Below are 18,461 nucleotides of genomic sequence, written 5' to 3' on the forward strand. Positions count from 1 at the left end.
CTGTCCGCATTCAGCGGCCCAGGCCCTGCAGCAGCGAGTCAAAGATGTTTTGCGCGATCTGGATCATCTTGGAAGATGCCTGGTAGGCCTGCTGGTATTGGATCAGCCTTGCGGCCTCTTCGTCCAGATTCACCCCCGAGATCGCGGTGCGGTCCCGCTCCAGGTTGGACGCGATGGTGGTGGACAGCTCGGCGGCGAACAGCGCGCTCTGCGTGCGGGTGCCCACCTGGGCGATGGCGCCCGCGTAGCCGTCGCTGAGCGTGGAGTCGTCGAACATCTTCACGTCGCGCAGGCCCATGAGGGCGCTGGCGTTGCCCGAGTTGCGGGTGAACGTGTCGCCGTACTGGGGGTCGGCGGCGTTGCCGATGACGACCGTGTCGCCGGTGTTCGGCGAGCCCTGCAGCTTGATCTCCCAGCCGTTGATGGAGATGGCCGCGCCGGGCGTGTAGGGCTGTGCGGCGGCGATCGTCGTGGGGGGCGCCGTGCCGCGGTCCAGCACGTCGTAGGTGGTCGGCGGGCCGGCGGTGAAGCGCAGCTGCACCCCGCCCAGGATCGGCGGCACCGCGGCCGGGTTCGCATTGGCCGGCAGCACCAGCCCCGGCGGGTTGGGCAGGCCCGTGGCCTTGAGCCCCGACAGCTGCAGCGTTCCGCCGTTGGACGTGCCCATGGCCGCGTTGACCGGATTGGCCACCGCCAGGTCGCGTGGCGAGTACACCAGGGACTGGATGTTGGCCGCCGCCGTGCTGAACGGCTTGAACAGCATGCGCTCGCCGGGGTTGCCGGGCGTGGTCAGGTTGAAGTTCAGGCCGTCGATCTGCAGCGTGGCGAGGTTGGCCGCGTCGGTGAAGGGGGTGGACTTGCCGTCCGACAGCCGCACCACCTGCCCGGCCGTGCCGGTGGTGAAGCGGATCTCGTAGTCCGACGCCGCGAACTGCGTGGGGCCGGTGAACGACACCGTGCCGACGCCCGCGCCATTGGTGTGGCCCGGCATGCTGGTGGGTACCGCGAACAGGTCCTTGCCCAGCGCGCCGTCGAGCGTGAGGCCCAGGTTGTGCTGGTCGTTCATGGTCATGCCGATGGCCATCGCCATGCGGCCCAGCAGGTTGCGGCCTTCGCTCAGGTCGTTGTTGTTGAAGCGCAGCAGGCCGGACATCGACCCGCCGCCCAGCACGTTCTCGTCCATTTCCACGGCCGGTGCGCCGGGCCGGTTGAAGAACAGCTTGAGCTGACCGCTGCCGGGAAAGGCCGTCGCATCCCCGACCGACAGGCTGGTCGCCGTGGTGCCCAGCACCAGGGGCTGGCTGCCCGCCACGAACAGGCCCACGGTGCCGTCGTCGGCCGGGATCTGCGTGGTCTGCACGTACTGGTTGATGTCGCGGATGATCTGGTCGCGCTGGTCCAGCAGGTCGTTGGGCGTCTGGCCGTTGCCCTTGGCGCGCGCGATCTGCTCGTTCACGCTGGCCATCTGCTGGGCCAGGCTGTTGACGGCCGTCACGCTGCTCTGCAGCTGTTCGGTGACGGTGTACTGGATCTCGTTGATGCGGTCGGCGGCCGAGCGCATGCGCGAGGCCGTTTCGTCCATGCGCGTGAGCACCACGGTGCGCGCCGTGATGTCGGTGGGGGCGCTCACCACGTCCGAGAACGCATTCATCATGTCGTTGATGGCGGCACCCAGCCCCGCCGTGCCGCCGCTGAAGACCTCCTGCAACTGGCGCAGGCGCTCGGCCCGCACGATGTCGGACGACTGCACCGAGCCCGCCGTGGCCGACTGGCGCGTGAGCAGCTCGCTCTGGTTGCGCAGGATGGTCTGCACGTCCACGCCCTGGCCGATGTAGCCGCCGCCGGTGAACTGGCCCTGCACGGTCTGCAGCACCACCGTCTGGCGCGAATAGCCAGGCGTATTGACGTTGGCGATGTTGTGGCCCGCCGTCTGCAGGGCCACCTGGTTGGCCAGCAGGGCGCGGGCGCCGACGTTGAGAAGACTCATGGCTTACCTCGGCTTTCTCATCACGCCTGGGCGCGCTGTACGCGCAATGCGCTGTTGATGGCGCCGCTGAGCTTTCGGGCGTATTCGGGGTCGGTCGCGTAGCCCGCCTTTTGCAGTTCGGCCGCATAGGCCACGGCGGAGCCGCTCTTGGCGGTGGCCTGCGCCTTTTCGTAGCGGGGGTTGTCCGTGATCAGGCGGGCGTAGTCCCGGAACGAATCTTCGTACGAGTCGTAGGCGCGGAATTTAGCCGTCACCTTCTGGGGCTTGCCGTTGATGTACTCGGTGGTGGTGATCTCGGCCACCTTGCCGGTCCAGCCCTTGCCGGCCTTGATGCCGAACAGGTTGAACGAGTTGGAGCCGTCCTTGTTCCGGATCTCGCTCTTGCCCCAGCCGGTTTCATGGCCGGCCTGGCCCAGCATGAAGCTGGCGGGAATGCCGCTGTCCTGGGCCACGCGCTCGGCGGTGCCCGAGAGGTGCTGCACGAAACCCTCGCGGCCCTTGGGGGCCTGCAGAGTGGCCTCCGCGGGGGCTGCCGTGGCCGGCGCGGCGGCGCGGGGCAGCGCCTGCTGCTGCAGGCTCAGCGTGGAGGGCACGGAGAAGTTGGCGTCGGCGCCCCCCATCTGGCGCGACAGCTGGCGGGCGATCGCCTCGGACAGCCCGCCCTGCATGCCGGACATGCTCACGGACAGTTGCTGGTCGAGCATGTCCTGCCCCAGGTTGGCCTGCTCTCCCTCCATGAGACCGGATTTCATCGTGGCGTCGCGCATGCTCTTGATCAGCTCGCGCATGAACAGCGACTCGAACTGCTTGGCCACCTCGCGCGTGGTCTGGGCGCTGCTGGCCGTGCCCGCGTCGTACTTGAGGGAATTGAGCGAGCGGATGTCCACCGCCAGCGCGTTCGACGTGCTGGTGGTGCTACCGGACGAAGGGAGTGTGAGGGCCATGGTCAAGCCTCCTGCGCTGGGCTACCCACAGACAGTGAATTTGGCGCTGCCCAGGCCAGTGCACCTGTGGAACGGGCTTCGCCAGGCCACCGGGTGCGTCCCCCTTTGGGGGAAGGCGCGAAGCGACTCAGGGGGAACATTTAGATCACTTCCAGCTCGGCGTTGAGCGCGCCGGCAGCCTTGATGGCCTGCAGGATGGCCAGCAGGTCTTGGGGTGTGGCGCCCAGTGTGTTGAGCGCCTTCACCACGTCCGCGAGCTGGGGCGAGGGCGGCATCTGGATGATGTTGCCCGGCTCCTGGTTGATGCGGATGTCGCTTTGCTGCGCCACCACGGTCTGCCCTTGCGAGAGCGGTGCGGGCTGGCTGATGATGGGCGTGGAGCTGATGGTGATCGACAGGTTGCCGTGCGCGATGGCGCAGGGGCCCAGCGTGACCGCCTGGTTGAGCACCACCGAGCCGGTGCGCGCATTGATGACGACCTTGGCCGAGGGCGTGGACGATTCCAGCGCCAGCTCTTCCAGGTCGGCGATGAAGCCCACGCGGGCGCCGGGGTCGAGCGGCGCGCGCACCTGTACCGTGCGGCCGTCCAGCGCCGTGGCCAGGCCGCTGCCCAGCTTGGTGTTGATGGCCTGCGCCACGCGCCGCGCGGTCTGGAAGTCGGAGGCGTTGAGCCCGAGGTTGATGGTGTCGCCCTCGTTGAGCGGCGTGGGCACGGCGCGCTCGACCTGCGCGCCCTGGGGAATGCGGCCCGCGCTCAGGTGGTTGATCTGGACCTTGCTGCCGCCGGCCGAGGCACCCGCGCCGCCCACCACCACGTTGCCCTGGGCGAGTGCGTAGATCTCGCCATCGGCGCCGCGCAGCGGCGTGACGATCAGCGTGCCGCCCTTGAGCGACTTGGCGTTGCCCATGGAAGAGACGTTGATGTCGATCATCTGGCCGGGCTGGGCGAACGCGGGCAACTGCGCCGTGACGATCACCGCCGCCACGTTCTTGAGCTGCAGCTGATTGGCCGAGCCGGGTGGCAGGCTGATGCCCATCTGCTGCAGGTAGTTGGACATGGCCTGCGTGGTGTAGGGCATCTGCGTGGTCTGGTCGCCCGTCCCGTCCAGTCCCACCACCAGGCCGTAGCCCGTGAGCTGGTTGGTGCGCACGCCCTGCACCGCCGCCACTTCCTTGATGCGCAACGCGTGCACGGGCATGGCCAGGCAGGCGGCCACGAGGGCCAGCAGCAGCCACAGCGCGCGCGCGGAGCGTGGCAGGAGGGAATGGGACAAGGCTTTCATGGCATCCATTGTGGGCGGCCCCGCCAGGAACTAAAACCCAAAAAGAAGCGGGTTCACCGGCTTATTGCATGGGTTCCCGGGCGGGTGGGGAGCGGCCAGTGGTGCGCGGAAAACCAGGCAGGCGCTGGTGCCGCGCTACAGGAGAAAGTATGAATAAAAACAGCCTCTACCGCTTTATAGGTAAGCGCTAAAAGCTATAAATTATGTAGCAAACTGGGGCGAGGATTTTTCACAACGGTCAGACATCCCGAAGCCTCAAAACCCCAGGCTTTGTGCCCCCGGCGCATCCAGAAACCACACCCGTAAAAACTGGCCCGGCCAAAGGCCAGCTCCACCGCGGATCCGGCTTTGCCGGGCCGGGGGTGGCGTTCCCCCTCAGGGGGAAGGCGCGCAGCGACTCAGGGGGGAATCTAGAACGGCGTGATGGTATTGAAGAACCGCCCCATCCAGCCCATGGCCTGGGCCTCGCCCTGCGCGCCACGGCCACGGGATTCCACCCGCACATTGGCCACCTGGGTCGAGTTGACGATGCTGCCCGGCTGCAGCGCGCGCGGATCGATGGTGCCCGAGAAGCGCAGCACGTCCACGTTCTGGTTCACGCCGATCTGCTTCTCGCCCGTCACGACCAGGTGGCCGTTGGGCAGCACGTCCACCACCGTGGTGGTGATCGACCCCGTGAAGGTATTGGCGCTTTCGGTGCCGCCCTTGCCGGAGAAGGTGTTTTCCGAGGCCGCGCCCAGCGTGGTGCGGTCGGCCAGCGATTTCTTCACGAAGGGCAGGTTGGTGATGCCGGCCGAGGCCTCGGAGGTGCGGTCCACCGTGGAGGAGGATTTCTGGCTGGCCGTCACGTTCTCGACGATCATGACCGTCACGTTGTCGCCCACCATGCGCGCGCGGCGGTCTTCGAAGGCGGGGCGGTAGCTGGCCTGGTGGAACAGGCCGCCCGTGACCGGTGGCGGCGTGCGCGGGGCGGCGGCCAGCGGAGGGGGCGTGGTGGGAAGGATGTCCACCGGCGGGGGGGGCGACATGGTGGCGCAGCCCGTGAGCAGCAGGGCGCCCGCGGCGGCGGCGGCCAGGGCTGGGAGGCGTGTGGAGTGCAGCATGGCGAAAGGTCCTGTCGTCGTCACAGCTGGCTGAGCTTGGCCAGCATCTGGTCCGAGGTCTGGATGGCCTTGGAATTCATTTCGTAGGCGCGCTGGGTCTGGATCATGGTGACCAGCTCTTCCACCACGTTGACGTTCGAGGCTTCCAGGAAGCCCTGCTTGAGAATGCCCAGCCCGTTGGTGCCCGGCGTGCCCTGCTGCGGCTGGCCGGAGGCGGCCGATTCCTTGAACAGGTTCTGCCCGATGGGCTCCAGGCCAGCCGGGTTCACGAAGGCCGACATGGCCAGGTTCCCGAGCGGCTGGGGCTGGGTGTTGCCCTGCACCGTGGCGGACACCACGCCGTCGGCGCTGATGCTCACGCTCGTGGCGTTGGGGGGCACGGTGATGCCGTTGGCCACGGGCAGGCCGCTGGAGGTGACGAGGCGGCCCTGCGCATCCACCTGGAACGAGCCATCGCGCGTGTAGCCCAGGGTGCCGTCCGGCATGGTCACTTCAAAGAAGCCGTTGCCGTTGATGGCCACGTCCAGGTTGTTCTTGGACTCCTGCAGGCTGCCCTGCACGAAGTTGCGGCTGGTGGCCACCGTGCGCACGCCCAGGCCCAGGTGCAGGCCGGTGGGCAGCTGGTTCTGTTCGGTGGTGTTGGCGCCCACCTGGCGCAGGTTCTGGTAGATCAGGTCCTCGAACACCGCGTTGTTGCGCTTGTAGCCGGTGGTGGAAACGTTGGCCAGGTTGTGCGAGATGACGTCGAGCTGGGTCTGCTGGGCAGACATGCCGGTCTTGGCGATCCAGAGGGAGTTGATCATGGTGTGCTTCCTTCCTTGGGCGATGCGGGCGTGGGTGGTGCCGCGTCAACCGTTCATGCCCAGCAGCTGGCTGGCGGTCTTGTCATTGGTCTCGGCGGTCTGCAGCAGGCGCATCTGCTGCTCGAACTGGCGCGATGCGGCGATCATCCCGACCATGCTCTCGACCGGGTTCACGTTGGAGCCTTCGACGGCCCCCGCGAGCATGCGGGCGTTGGCATCGTTCGCGATGGGATCGCCGGACGTGGTGCGAAACAGGCCGTCATCGCCGCGCTTGAGCGGGTCTTCCAGCGTGGGGGTGGCGAGTTTGAGCCGGCCGATGGCCTGCGCGGGCTGGCCCGCGGCCTTGGCGGTGACCGTGCCGTCCGAGCCCAGCGTGACCTCGGCGCCCGGCGGGACGTCAATGGGCGCTCCGCCATCGGAGAGCACCGGCAGCCCGGTGGGCGTGAGCAGCTGGCCCGTGGCCGACAGCTCGAAGGTGCCCGCGCGGGTGTAGGCCTCGGTGCCGTCCAGGCCCTGCACGGCAAACCAGGCGTTGCCCGCGGCCATGGCATCGAGATTGCGGCCGGTGCGCTGCACGGGACCGGGCGTGTTCACATGGCCGGAGGTGGCTTCGAGCGCGAACACGCGGGTCTTGGAGCCGTCGCCCTGCAGCGGCACCGAGCGGAAGGTGGAAAGCTCCGCGCGAAACCCCTGGGTGGATGCGTTGGCGAGGTTGTTGGACAGCACGGCCTGCCGGTGGGCGGCGGCGTTCGCGCCCGTCATCGAGGTGTAGATGATGCGGTCCATGGTGCGATGCTCCTTTCAGTACCCTGCAGTGCTGCGTGCCGTGCGCAGCGTGTGCAACCGGCGCGGCCCAGGCGCGGGCAGCCGCGCAAGGGCCGCCCCGCCGCGCTGGCTGCGTCCCCCTCCCGGAGCGCACAGCGCGCCGAGAGAGGGGGAAGGCGCGAAGCGACTCAGGGGGTGTTTCATCTCAGGTTCACCAGGGTGGACATCACCTGGTCTTGCGTCTTGATCGTCTGGGCGTTGGCCTGGTAGGCACGCTGCGCGGTCATCATGTTCACGAGTTCGGCCGTGAGATCGACGTTGGAGTCTTCCAGGGCGCCCGAGCGCAGGGCGCCGAAGTTGCCGTCCGTCGCGGTGCCCACCACGGGCTGGCCGGATTCAAAGGTGGCCACCCAGTTGTTGCCGCCCACAGAGGCCAGGCCCTGCGTGTTGCGGAAGCTCGACAGCGCGAGCTGCCCTTCCGCGCGGGTCACGCCGTTGGAGTAACGGGTCATGATCATCCCGTTGTTCTCGATGTTGATGCCGGTGAGCTCGCCCGTCGTGTAGCCGTCCTGGCTCAGGTTCGAGACCGCGAACTTGCTGCCGCTCTGGGAGACCTTGTCCAGGCTCACGTCAACGGTGAACGTGGGCAGGTTGTTCGGGTTGGGCGGCGTCGGATTGACGGTGAGCGGCAGCGAAAAGCCCGTGGCGGGTGGCGTGGCGGTGGGGCCGGTGATGACGCCGTTGTTGTCGAACGTGATCTGGCCGATGGGGGTGGCCACCACGGGCGGGGTGGCCGTGGGATCGTCGAGCGCGTCGTACACGTCCCAGGTGTTGTCCGTCGCGGTCTTCTGGAAGTACAGGCTCACCGGCTTGGCCACGCCCTGGCTGTCGAACACGTTGATGGAGGTGCCATAGGTGGCGCGCGGCGTGGCCGGGATGGGTGGCGTGGCGGCGGGGTCGCCGGCCGCGTCGGTGGCGGTGGCGGGCAGGTTGAAGGCCGCGGTGATCTTCGTCGTCTGCTTGGCCGGGATCGGCTCGGAGGTGGGGAAGACCATGGGGATGGGGTCGGTGCCCGAGCGCAGGCCGGTCACGGGGTCCACGGGGTAGCCCATCACGTTCGCGTTGTCGTTCGTGATCATGTTGCCCTCCTTGTCCAGCTTGAAGTTGCCGGAGCGGGTGTAGGCGGGCGTGCCGTCGGGCAGGGTCAGCGTGAAGAAGCCATTGCCGTTGATGGCCACGTCCAGGCTGTTGCCCGTGATCGTGAGGTTGCCCTGGGTGAACTGCTGCGAGACGGCGCCGACTTCGACGCCGATGCCCGCGTTGGTGCCGCCGGCCGAGCCGATGGCGGAAGCGACCATTTCAGCGAATTCCGCCCGCGAGGCCTTGAACCCGACGGTGTTGGAGTTGGCAATGTTGTGTCCGATGACGTCGAGGTTCTTGCTGGCGGCATTCAAGCCCGAGAGGCCTTGCTGAAAACTCATGGTGTTCTCCTGATAGAGGCGAAGAAAGGGTTTGGGCCGGCGTTAGACCAGGGCCTTGATCTGGCTGTAGTTGATGGTCTTGCCGTTCGCGAGCGTCAGCTTGAGCTGGCCGTCCTCGGCGCCCGCGGCGGTGACCTTGGACAGGGACAGCGGCGTGCTCGACAGCTTGGCCGAGCCGTTGACGGCGCTGACGCGGAACTGCAGCGCATCGGTGGCGCCGGTGTATTTGCTGGCGTCCCACTCGAAGGTGTGGCGGCCCGCGGCCTTGGCGCCCAGGTCGATGGTGTCCACCACCTGGCCACCCGCGGTGGTGACCTCGATCTTCACGTTCGTGGCGGCCGAGGGCAGCTCGAAGCCGCCCTTGCCGACCTTGTCGGCCACGGCGACGCTCGAGCCTTCGGTCATCACGTTGCGGCCGATCAGCGCCGTGCCCTGCATCACCTGCAGCGAGTTGAACTGCTCGGACATGCTCTGCATGGTCTGGTTGAGCTGCTGGATGCCGGTCACCGTGTTGATCTGCGCGATCTGCGAGGTCATCTGCGCGTTGTCCAGCGGGTTCATCGGGTCCTGGTTGTTCAGCTGCGCGACGAGCAGCTTCAGGAACCGGTCCTGCGCGGCGGCGGGGTCGGTGGCGGCGTTGGCTTTCGTGCCGGTCGCATCCGTCACGGAAGGGGCGTTGGTGGCGCTGAGGATCATGGTGGGGTCTCCCGGAAATTACTGGCCCATCTGCAGGGTCTTGAGAAGCAGCGACTTGGCCGTGTTCATGACCTCGACGTTGTTCTGGTACGAACGGGAGGCGGAAATCATGTTGACCATTTCCTCCACGGCGTTGACGTTGGAGTGCGTCACGTAGCCCTGCTCGTCGGCCGAGGGGTGGGCGGGGTCGTGCACGCGGCGTCCGGGGGTGTTGCTTTCGCTGATGGCGCTCACCCGCACGCCGGCGGAGCTGTCGGCGCCCATCGGCGCGGTCTGGAACACCACCTGGCGCGCCTTGTACGCCTGGCCGTCGGGGCCGGCCACCGCATCGACATTGGCCAGATTGCTGGCCACCACGTTGAGCCGCTGCGACTGCGCGCTGACGGCGCTGCCCGACACGCTGAAGATGGAGAACATGGACATGGGGTGACTCGCTTTCTGCGCTGCAATGCGGTGGGCTTTACTGGCCCTGGATCGCGCTGAGCATGGTTTTGGCGTTGCCGTTGATGAAGCGCAGCGTGGCTTCGTAGCGCACCGCGTTGTCGACAAAGTTCGCGCGTTCCCGGTCCAGGTCCACCGTGTTGTTGTCCAGGCTCGGCTGCGCCTGCACGGAATAGCCCAGTGCGCCGGGGGCGCCAGTGCCCGTGCTGGCCGCGGGCAGTGGAATGTGGCGGGGGTCTGTGGCGCCCTTGGCCCCCAGGTTGCCCGTGGTGCCCACGGAGCCTGCGGTGGCGAGGCGGGTTACGCCCGATCCGGACCCCGTGGCTTCGCGCATCGCGTCGCCAAAGCTGAAATCGCGTGCCACGTAGCCCGGGGTGTCGGCGTTGGCGATGTTGCTGGCGATGGCGCGCTGGCGCTCGGCACGCAGCGTCAGCGCGTTGCCGTGAAAGTCCAGCCGGTTGGTCATCTTGTCAAGCATGGTTGCCTCACACCCTGGGTTGCAATGGCGCCGGGCAGGGGGCTTTCCGGCGTGGCTTGATTATGGAAACCGTGGCTTTTTTCTAAAGCGCGAAGAACGAGGAAATGGGCGCGCAGTTTCGGGTTTTGCGCTGTGCCCGGCTGCCTATAGTTCCAGTCGTGAAATAGTCTTTGCCGCCCTGCGCGGGAAGACGCGCGACGCCCAGGAGGCCCCATGCCATCGATCTTTTCTTCCCGTTTCGTCCGAGCCTGCGCGCAGGCTGTGTCCTTGCGCGGGCAGGTGGCCGCGCACCGCGCCCTGGCGGGCGTGGCGCTGGCGGCCGCTGTGGCCGGCGGCAGCGGCGCCGCGTTCGCGCAGGCCGCCGCCGATCCCGCGGCCGACCTGGGGCCGCTGACCCAGCGCTGGCTGGACGATGCGATGTCGCGCAACCAGCCTGCGGGGCTCCCCTTGCGGATGGAAGTGAGCGTTGGCTCACTGGATTCCAGGCTGCGGCTGGCGCCGTGTGCGCGGGTTGAGCCCTATCTGCCGGCCGGCGCGCGGCTGTGGGGGCGTACGCGCCTGGGACTGCGCTGCGTGGAGGGGCAGACCGCATGGAACGTGTATCTTCCGGTGACCGTCAAGGCCTTTGGCCCCGCCTGGGTGCTGATCAACCCCGTGGCTCCTGGCGCCATCCTCACGGCCAACGATGCGACGCAGGCCGAGGTGGACTGGGCCGAGGAGTCGGCGGCCGTCATGGCCAATCCGGAGCTGTGGGTCGGGCAGGTGGCCGCCCGCCAGCTGGTCGCCGGGCAGACTTTGCGCCAGACCATGGTGCGGGCCCCGCATCTTTTCCGGGCAGGGGCCCAGGTCAAGGTGGTCGCGCAGGGGCCGGGCTATGCCGTGACATCGGCCGGCCAGGCAATGTCGGCAGGGGCAGCGGGGCAGATTGTTCGCATCCGCATGGACAATGGCCGCGTTGTCAGTGGAACTGTGAATGAAACTGGGACAGTGGTCGTGGCTCTTTGATGACGCTGTGGCGATAAATGGCTAAAGTCCGGGCCAAAAGGGTCGAAAACATTGCTACTGTGCCCCACATCAAGCGGGGTGGTGGAGAGAGCGATGAAGATTGGTCAAAAACCGGAACTCCCGGGCGCCTTGGCGCAGACGGGGCCTGCCAAGCAGGCCAAAAGTCCTGCCAGCGCTGCTGAAGGAGCCGCCAAGGACGCAGCGGCCGTGTCAACCGCCGGTGTGCCCGTCACGGTGTCCACCGCAGCCCGCGCACTGGACCAGACGGCCCGTTCCACGGGCGATTTCGATGCCGGCAAGGTCAAGGCCGTGCGCACGGCCATCGAAAAAGGCACGTTCTCGGTGGATGCCGAGGCCATTGCCGACAAGATGCTCACCAACGCCCAGGAAATCCTCTCCCGCTCCCGCGGCTGATCCCACAGCTCGCTTGGCAGCCAGATGCCATCCAGCGCACAATGGGCCATGTCGCTGGAAGAATCCCTCTCGGCTGTTGAACAGCTGATCGAAAAAGTCTCCGCCGCCCTTCTTGCGGCAGATCCCCCATCCCTTGAGAAAAACAGCATGGCCTTGCGGGACGCTGCGGCCCAGTTCGCGCGCGTCCTGGAGCAGGCGGCGGCCCGGGGCCTGCCTTTGCCCGCGCAGTTGCAAAAGAGGGTGGATGCCATCGGCGACATGCTCGCCAATCACCGCGAGGGCCTCGCCCGCCTGTCCGCCAACGCCGACCGCCAGGTTGCCAGCCTGCTGCCCCAGGCCGGCTCCCCCGCCACCTATGGCGACGGCCGCGGCGCCCAGCCCGGCAAGCCCGGCGTGGCACGGATCTACAAGTCGGCAGGCTGAGTCGAGTCGCAACTCAAAAAAGATAGCTGCCAGCGCTTGAGCTACCTGCGTTTGAATGGCCAAACCGGCTTGATCCAACGCAAGTCAAGCGCAAGCAGCTATCCCATCGATAGCGAACCGGGGTCAGTACGCCGGAGTTCGGCCTTGCGCAATGGCCGTCGAAACGGTCGCAGCCCAATACCAGTGCCACCGTGGATCTGGCTTCGCCAGTCCAGGGGTGGTGTCCCCCTCAGGGGGAAGGCGCCGCAGGCGACTCAGGGGGAGCCATGGCCTCAGGGAGCCCTAATGCGCCCGCATCTTGGCACGCAAGCGGGCGATGGACTGGCTGTGCAGCTGGCACACCCGTGACTCGGTAACCCCCAGCACGGCCGCGATCTCCTTGAGATTCATGTCGTGCTCGTAGTACATGCCCATGATGTGCTGCTCGCGCTCGGGCAGGCTCTTGATGGCGTTGACCAGGGACATCTTGAGCCGCTGGTCGCGCAGCAATTCCATGGGGTCGGCATCGCCGTCGGCAACATGGCGGTCCAGGAAACCGTCGTCGTCCTCGTTGCCGTGTGTCATGTCTTCCAGGTACACCAGCTGCGTGCCCCGCACCTTGCCCAGCAGATTCTGGTAGTCCGCCAGGTTCATGCCCATTTCGCTGGCGATCTCGGATTCGAGCGGGCTGCGGCCGAGTTTCTGCTCCAGCCGTTGCACGGCGTGCTCGATGTCTTTCTGGCTCTTGCGCGAGCTGCGGGACATCCAGTCGCCCTCGCGCAACTCGTCGAGCATGGCGCCGCGGATGCGCTGGGTAGCGAAGGTCTCGAACTGCACGCCCTGGGCGGCTTCGTAGCGCGAGAGTGCTTCCGCCAGGCCCATCATGCCGACCTGGATCAAATCGTCCAGCTCCACGTTGGGCGGCAGCTTGGCGATCATGTGGTGCGCAATCCTTCGCACCAGCGGGACGTGCTGGCGGATCAGCGCATCACGATCGAGCTGGCCTTTGGCGGTGTACATCAGATCAGTGGCTCCGGACAAAATGCGCAGGCATGCCTGTCAAGTTGCTGGGTGGCAGCGCAGTCAGCGATTCACTGATAGTGCCCGCATTTTCCAGTAGTTGCAAGGCCAGGCGCTGGAGGTCCTGGGGGTTCTGCGTGGCGATGGTGGTCGTGCGCACCGGGCCACCCAGGTGGCGCTCCGCGCAGTCCTGCAGGGTCAGCAGCGCGTGCTGTGTCTTGCGCCGTTCGGCGGCGGTGTCGCCGCGCAGCAAGGCCGCCACCATGCAGGGCAGGGTCGTGTGCAGGGCGATCTGCTTGAGGCTCTTGTAGCTGGTCAGCACGCCGGCCGATCCGTCGCCCATCACCACCAGCGGTATGGTGGACGTGTGCGTCAGCAGCGGCCCGAGCGTGGCCGCAGGCGCGTGCAGCACGATCAACCCGTAGGTCCGGAAATAGGGCAGCAGGCTGGGCAGGGGGGCCGTTTCATTGCGGCTGGCTTCCCGGCTGATGCGCAGAAGGCCCTTCGCCGCCGGAATCACCGCCAGCGAGGAGGCCATGGCCCCCATGTTCAGGCTGACACCCTCGTTCCAGGGCGCCTGTTGCAGCAGGTGCAGCAGCCCTGGGCTGTCGTCCGTCTCCTGGGCGGTGCCATCGAGCACCACCACCGGGTAGCCCAGGCGCTGCAGGCTTGCGCAGATCTGCCACAGCGTCTCCAGCCCGGTGCCCGCGTTGTCCTGGCTGGCGACCGCCACCACCCGCAGTTCCGATTGCGGGGTGAAGCTGTGCAGGCCTGCCGCCTGGTGAAAGCCGATATCAAGCATCGACCAGCCCCCGTTCGTTCATGGTGTCGGGCGAATGCGAGAAGAAGAAGTTCAGGTCGGTTGCCTTGGGGTCGAAAGCCGACTTGGCGGGAGCGCGCATGGAGGTGCTGATGAGCTTGTGTGCATCGGCGCGCTCCCAGTCTTCCGGCACGCGCTGGCCGTTGGTCACGCCGCGCAGCACCATCTGGTGGCGGATCAGTGCGTCGATGGCCGGGCCGAGTTTCACGGCTTCGTCCACCTTGGACAGGATGGCCTGCTGGGAGCCTTCGGTCTTGAACGCCGTGAGCACATCGTCGAGCGTGTCGCCATGGCAGCCCGCGTTGAGCACCAGCAGGCGGTTCACATGGGGCAGGTCCAGCACGTCGAGCATGTCGCGCTTGCGCGGGTCGCGCGGGGCCACGCCCGTGGTGTCGATGAGCACCATCTTCTTGCCCGACAGCAGGCCCAGCAGGTCCTGCAGCGCGGCGCGGTCGTGGGCCAGATGGGCGACGATGCCCAGCATGCGGCCGTAGGTGCGCAGCTGCTCGTGGGCTCCCACACGGTAGGTGTCCAGCGTGATCAGGCCCACGCTGCCGGGGCCGTGGATGCGCGCGCACATCGCGGCCAGCTTGGCGGTGGTGGTGGTCTTGCCGACGCCGGTGGAGCCCACCAGCGCGAAGATGCCGCCTTGTTCGTACAGCGGGGGTTCGGCCAGGTCGGTCCTGAGGTTGCGCTCCAGCACCTCCATGAGCCAGCGCACGGATTCGGCGGCCGACAGCTCCTCGGGCATGCGCTCCAGCACGGCACGGGCGAGGGAAGGGGAGTAGCCTGCGCGGATCATCTTGAGCATGAGGTTGGACTGGATGGGGTTCTGCCGCGCCTGCCCCAGCCACGCCAGGGTGTTGAAACGGTCCTCGATCAGTTCCTTCATCGCGTGCAGCTCGCTCATCACGCTCTGCTGGTTGGCGGCCGATTGCACGGCGCTGCTCACGGCGGGCTCCTGCCGGCGGCGTGGCGGCTCGGGCGGAATGTCCATGGGGATGGTGCGCAGCGGGTTGTGGCGCGCCACGGCAGGCGCGGGCATGCGTTCGCGCTCCGGTTCCTGGTCGCGGCTGCGCTCCGACAGGGTTTGCGGTTCGGCCGGGCCATTGAGCGCCTCGTGGCGGCGGCGCAGCATGCGCTCGCGCACATAGTCCTGGAACGACAGCGTGCTCATCGCCAGCTGCTCGGTGTCTTCCTCCACCGCGTTGCGGCCCAGGGTGCTGGCGGCGGCGGCGGCTGCCTGGCTTGCGCGCTGGGGCGCGCTGCGCGCCGGTGTGGGGGCCAGCAAGGGCGGGTTGGCGGACGGGCCCGCGCCACCACCGTCCAGCGCCGAGAGCGTGTCCTCGGCCGTGGCCACGACTTCGACGCCGTTGGCCGTGGGGCGGTTGGACAGGATCAATGTGCCGTCACCAAAGGCCATGCGCGCTTTGGCCAGAGCCTCCCGGGATGTGGGAGCGTGGAAGCGTTTGATGTTCATGCTGATGCACCTCTAAGGATCGGCCCAATGCGGATGGTGTGGGTCTCGGGGATTTCACTGTGGGCAAGCACCTGCAGCCGGGGCGCGACGCGGCGCACCAGGCGGGAGATGGCATTGCGGATCTGGTCTGGCACCAGCAGGCAGGCGGGCAGGCCCATCTCTTCCTGCTTGAGGGCCACCTCGGCGGCCTTTTGCGTGAGGATGTCGGCCACGCCAGGGTCCAGGGCGGGGCCGGCCGTGTTGCCCAGCGCCTGCACCAGCAGGCGTTCGAGGCCTGGTTCGATGGCGATGACGTTGAGTTCGCGGGTGGGGCCGTAGATCTGTTGCACGATGGCGGGCGACAGCGCGATGCGCACGCGGCGGGCCAGCTCGACCGGGTCGGAGATGCCGCCGGCAAACTCGGCCAGCGTTTCGATGATGGTGCGGATATCGCGGATGTGCACAGACTCTTCCAGCAGCAGCTGGAGGACCTTCTGGAACGTTGCGATGGAGACCATTTTCGGGACCACTTCTTCGATGAGCTTGGGAGCCAGCTTGGCCACGTGCTCCACGAGTTGCTGCGTTTCCGTGCGACTGAGGAGCTTGGCGGCTTGCACTTGCATCAAGTGTGACAAATGGGTGGCCATCACGGTTTCGGAATCAACGACCGTAAAACCCGCCATTTGTGCGGCTTCCTTCTGGCGGTCGTCGATCCAGTGTGCTGGGAGGCCGAACGCGGGGTCGGTGGTGGGGGTGCCGATCAGGGGCGTGGTGATGCCGCCCGGGTTGATGGCCAGGAACATGCCGGGGAAGGCCTCGCCTTCGCCGACCACCACGCCACGCAGCGTGATGCGGTAGCCGCTGGGCTTCAATTCGAGGTTGTCGCGCACGTGCACGGCGGGCGGCAGAAAGCCGACTTCCTGCGCGAACTTGCGGCGCACGCCCTTGATGCGCGTGAGCAGGTCGCCCTGGCGGCTCTTGTCCACCAGGCTGATCAGGCGGTAGCCCAGCTCCAGGCCCAGCAGGTCCACGGGCTGCAGGTCGTCCCAGGTGGCCTCGCCGTCGCTCACGGGGGCGGGCGGGGCCTCGACTTCGGGCGGCACCTTTTGGCGTTCGTGCAGCACCCAGGCGCCATAGGCGAGCAGACCACCCATGGTCAGAAACACCACGTGGGGCATGCCCGGGATCAGGCCCAGCAGCAGCAGGATGCCGGCGGTCACGCCCAGCACGCGGGGCGACATGAAGAGCTGCTGCACGATCTGGCGGCCCATGTCGTGGTCCTTGCCCACGCGCGAGATCACCATGGCCGCAGCCACCGAGATCAGCAGGCCGGGAATCTGCGCCACCAGCGCATCACCAATGGCCAGCAGGATGTAGCTGTCGGCCGCCTGCTTGGCCGACAGGTCGTGCTGCAAGACCCCGATGGCGAAGCCGCCGATGATGTTGATCAGCAGAATCAGGATGCCAGCGACCGCATCGCCGCGCACGAACTTGGAGGCACCGTCCATGGACCCGAAGAAGTTCGCTTCTTCCGCCACTTCGGCGCGGCGGCGCTTGGCTTCCTTCTCGTCGATCAGGCCGGCGTTCAGGTCGGCATCCACCGCCATCTGCTTGCCGGGCATGGCGTCCAGCGTGAAGCGTGCCGACACCTCGGCGATGCGCTCGGCGCCCTTGGTGATCACCACGAAGTTGATCACCACCAGGATCGCGAACACGATCAGGCCCACAGCGAAGTTGCCGCCGATCAGGAAGTGGCCGAAGGCCTCGATCACCGCGCCGGCGGCGCCCGGGCCCGTGTGGCCTTCCAGCAGCACCACGCGGGTGGAGGCCACGTTCAGCGACAGGCGCATGAGGGTGGTCAGCAGCAGCACCGAGGGAAAGGCCGCGAAATCCAGGGGGCGCAGCATGTAGGCCGCCACCATCATCACCATCAGGGCCACGGCGATGTTCAGCGTGAAGAACGCGTCGAGCAGCCACGGCGGGATGGGCAGCACCATGAGCGCCAGGATGGCCACCACGAGCAACGGGGCCGACAGCCCCTGGAGGGCGTTGGCATTGCTGCCCGCCCATTGCTGCAAAGATTTCACGGAGGTGTTCATGCGGCGGCACCTTGCACGGGCGTGCGGTTCAGCGGATCGAGTTCAGGGGGCACAAACGGCTCCACCAGGCTGTCGGGCATGCGGCCTTCGCCGCGCAGGGCGGCCTTGAGGCGGTAGACGTAGGCCAGCACCTGGGCCACGGCGGTGTAGAGCGTGGCGGGAATGGCCTGGTCCAGCTCGGCATGGGCATACAGCGCCCGGGCCAGCATGGGCGACTGCAGCACGGGCACGTTGTGCTCCTTGGCCACGTCGCGGATCTTGAGCGCGATGAGGTCGGTGCCGCGCGAGATGACCTGCGGCGCGCTCATGGTCTTCTCGTCGTACTTGAGCGCCACGGCGTAGTGGGTGGGGTTCATGACCACGAAGTCGGCCTTGGGAACGGCGCCCACGCTGGCACGGTCGGCGATCTCGCGCTGCTTCTGGCGGATGCGGCCCTTGGTGTGGGGGTTGCCGTCGGATTCCTTGTGCTCCTGCTTGATTTCCTCGTGCGACATCTTCAGGCGCGCCTTGAAGAAGTAGGCCTGCAGGGGCACGTCCACCAGCGCCGCCAGGAACACCACCAGGAGCAGCAGGCTCATGCCGGACGTGAGCCAGTCGGCCAGCTGGCGGATGGCCATGGGGGAGGGCTGCAGCACCAGCATGGCCACGGTGTCGATGCTGTTGCCCATGAACTTCCAGGCCACGTAGCTCAGGACCGCGGTCATCAGCACCATCTTGGCCACGTTGGCCATCTGCTGCTTGGAAAACAGGTTGGCGAGCCCCGAGATCGGATTGAGCCGGTTGAACTGGGGCGAGATGGGCTTGAGGCTCAGAATCCAGCCGCCGGCGCCGATGGCGCTGATCAGGGCCGCGGCACCGGTGAGGATGGCGAACACCGCGCTGGCCACCAGGCCCACGACGACCATGTCCTGCAGGCGCTTGAGCATGGTGCCGGGCGCCATGACGGTGGTGGCGTCAAACGCGAGCTGCTGGCTCATCGCCCGCTGCATGTGGTCCATCAGCTGGGGGGCCAGAATGAGCAGGCAGGCCGCGCCCGCGCCCAGGATCGCCAGGTGGGAAAGATCGCGCGAGCGTGCTCCCTGGCCGTCTTCGCGCGCTTTCTGCAGCTTGCGCTCTGACGCGGGTAGGCTTTTTTCTTGGCTGGATTCCATGGTGGCATGACGGCTCGTGTCATGCCATTGTCGTGAGCGACCCGGAAATCTAAAGGCCGATAAGGAGGCTGCAGCCCCCTCTTTTCAGAGACGTAACAGGCGCCGGCGTG

General features: G+C 67.2%; 18 protein-coding genes. 3 read left to right on the forward strand and 15 right to left on the reverse strand.

Annotated features, from left to right (window positions below):
* Window positions 1–10 precede the first annotated feature (10 nt).
* The 10 genes from flgK to flgB form a co-directional block, all read right to left on the reverse strand.
* The gene (flgK, locus tag AC07OC_RS23940; protein ID WP_218296944.1) at window positions 11–1,987 is read right to left on the reverse strand and encodes a flagellar hook-associated protein FlgK; all 1,977 of its coding nucleotides are present in this window, start codon (window positions 1,985–1,987) and stop codon (window positions 11–13) included.
* A gap of 20 nt (window positions 1,988–2,007) precedes the next feature.
* A complete protein-coding gene (gene flgJ, locus AC07OC_RS23945; protein ID WP_369643503.1) occupies window positions 2,008–2,931 on the reverse strand; it encodes a flagellar assembly peptidoglycan hydrolase FlgJ in 924 nt (307 codons plus the stop codon).
* A 140-nt stretch (window positions 2,932–3,071) separates the two neighbouring features.
* The gene (locus tag AC07OC_RS23950; RefSeq protein WP_218341819.1) at window positions 3,072–4,214 is read right to left on the reverse strand and encodes a flagellar basal body P-ring protein FlgI; all 1,143 of its coding nucleotides are present in this window, start codon (window positions 4,212–4,214) and stop codon (window positions 3,072–3,074) included.
* 410 nt (window positions 4,215–4,624) lie between these two features.
* Window positions 4,625–5,317, reverse strand: coding sequence for a flagellar basal body L-ring protein FlgH (locus tag AC07OC_RS23955; protein WP_369643501.1), 693 nt, complete (start codon window positions 5,315–5,317; stop codon window positions 4,625–4,627).
* Window positions 5,318–5,337: 20 nt separating this feature from the next.
* The gene (flgG, locus tag AC07OC_RS23960; protein ID WP_218296948.1) at window positions 5,338–6,120 is read right to left on the reverse strand and encodes a flagellar basal-body rod protein FlgG; all 783 of its coding nucleotides are present in this window, start codon (window positions 6,118–6,120) and stop codon (window positions 5,338–5,340) included.
* Between the two features lie 45 nt (window positions 6,121–6,165).
* A complete protein-coding gene (gene flgF / locus AC07OC_RS23965; protein WP_218296949.1) occupies window positions 6,166–6,906 on the reverse strand; it encodes a flagellar basal-body rod protein FlgF in 741 nt (246 codons plus the stop codon).
* 179 nt (window positions 6,907–7,085) lie between these two features.
* Window positions 7,086–8,366, reverse strand: coding sequence for a flagellar hook protein FlgE (gene flgE / locus AC07OC_RS23970; protein ID WP_218296950.1), 1,281 nt, complete (start codon window positions 8,364–8,366; stop codon window positions 7,086–7,088).
* A 42-nt stretch (window positions 8,367–8,408) separates the two neighbouring features.
* Complete coding sequence (locus tag AC07OC_RS23975) at window positions 8,409–9,062, reverse strand: flagellar hook assembly protein FlgD (protein ID WP_494602418.1); 654 nt, start codon at window positions 9,060–9,062, stop codon at window positions 8,409–8,411.
* 18 nt (window positions 9,063–9,080) lie between these two features.
* Window positions 9,081–9,485 carry a flagellar basal body rod protein FlgC gene (gene flgC, locus AC07OC_RS23980; protein WP_218296952.1) on the reverse strand — a complete coding sequence of 135 codons (405 nt, stop codon included), beginning with the start codon at window positions 9,483–9,485 and terminating at the stop codon, window positions 9,081–9,083.
* 37 nt (window positions 9,486–9,522) lie between these two features.
* On the reverse strand, window positions 9,523–9,981 hold the full coding sequence (gene flgB / locus AC07OC_RS23985) for a flagellar basal body rod protein FlgB (RefSeq protein ID WP_218296953.1): 459 nt from the start codon (window positions 9,979–9,981) through the stop codon (window positions 9,523–9,525).
* Window positions 9,982–10,194: 213 nt separating this feature from the next.
* Between flgB and flgA the strand changes: the two genes are divergently transcribed.
* From flgA to AC07OC_RS24000, 3 genes are all read left to right on the forward strand, one after another.
* Window positions 10,195–10,986 (forward strand): flagellar basal body P-ring formation chaperone FlgA, encoded by a 792-nt coding sequence (gene flgA, locus AC07OC_RS23990; RefSeq protein ID WP_218296954.1) that lies wholly within the window; start codon window positions 10,195–10,197, stop codon window positions 10,984–10,986.
* A 93-nt stretch (window positions 10,987–11,079) separates the two neighbouring features.
* Window positions 11,080–11,400, forward strand: a complete 321-nt coding sequence (gene flgM, locus AC07OC_RS23995; RefSeq protein WP_218341822.1) for a flagellar biosynthesis anti-sigma factor FlgM — start codon at window positions 11,080–11,082, stop codon at window positions 11,398–11,400.
* A 147-nt stretch (window positions 11,401–11,547) separates the two neighbouring features.
* Window positions 11,548–11,823 carry a hypothetical protein gene (locus tag AC07OC_RS24000; RefSeq protein ID WP_255591934.1) on the forward strand — a complete coding sequence of 92 codons (276 nt, stop codon included), beginning with the start codon at window positions 11,548–11,550 and terminating at the stop codon, window positions 11,821–11,823.
* Window positions 11,824–12,105: 282 nt separating this feature from the next.
* Here the strand turns inward: AC07OC_RS24000 and AC07OC_RS24005 are convergent, their stop codons facing one another.
* Genes AC07OC_RS24005 through AC07OC_RS24025 form a run of 5 tightly spaced genes read right to left on the reverse strand, consistent with a single transcriptional unit; the run spans window position 12,106 to window position 18,351 of the window.
* Window positions 12,106–12,822, reverse strand: coding sequence for an RNA polymerase sigma factor FliA (locus AC07OC_RS24005; RefSeq protein WP_218296956.1), 717 nt, complete (start codon window positions 12,820–12,822; stop codon window positions 12,106–12,108).
* A gap of 4 nt (window positions 12,823–12,826) precedes the next feature.
* Window positions 12,827–13,624 carry a hypothetical protein gene (locus AC07OC_RS24010; protein ID WP_218341823.1) on the reverse strand — a complete coding sequence of 266 codons (798 nt, stop codon included), beginning with the start codon at window positions 13,622–13,624 and terminating at the stop codon, window positions 12,827–12,829.
* Window positions 13,617–15,122 carry a flagellar biosynthesis GTPase FlhF gene (flhF, locus tag AC07OC_RS24015; protein WP_218341824.1) on the reverse strand — a complete coding sequence of 502 codons (1,506 nt, stop codon included), beginning with the start codon at window positions 15,120–15,122 and terminating at the stop codon, window positions 13,617–13,619. Before flhF ends, AC07OC_RS24010 begins: the two co-directional genes overlap by 8 nt.
* Window positions 15,119–17,200, reverse strand: a complete 2,082-nt coding sequence (gene flhA / locus AC07OC_RS24020; protein ID WP_218296959.1) for a flagellar biosynthesis protein FlhA — start codon at window positions 17,198–17,200, stop codon at window positions 15,119–15,121. The genes flhF and flhA overlap by 4 nt, the downstream gene beginning before the upstream one ends.
* Window positions 17,197–18,351, reverse strand: a complete 1,155-nt coding sequence (locus AC07OC_RS24025) for an EscU/YscU/HrcU family type III secretion system export apparatus switch protein (RefSeq protein WP_218341825.1) — start codon at window positions 18,349–18,351, stop codon at window positions 17,197–17,199. Before AC07OC_RS24025 ends, flhA begins: the two co-directional genes overlap by 4 nt.
* Window positions 18,352–18,461 lie beyond the last annotated feature (110 nt).

It is taken from the genome of Acidovorax sp. GW821-FHT10E04 (assembly GCF_059415185.1).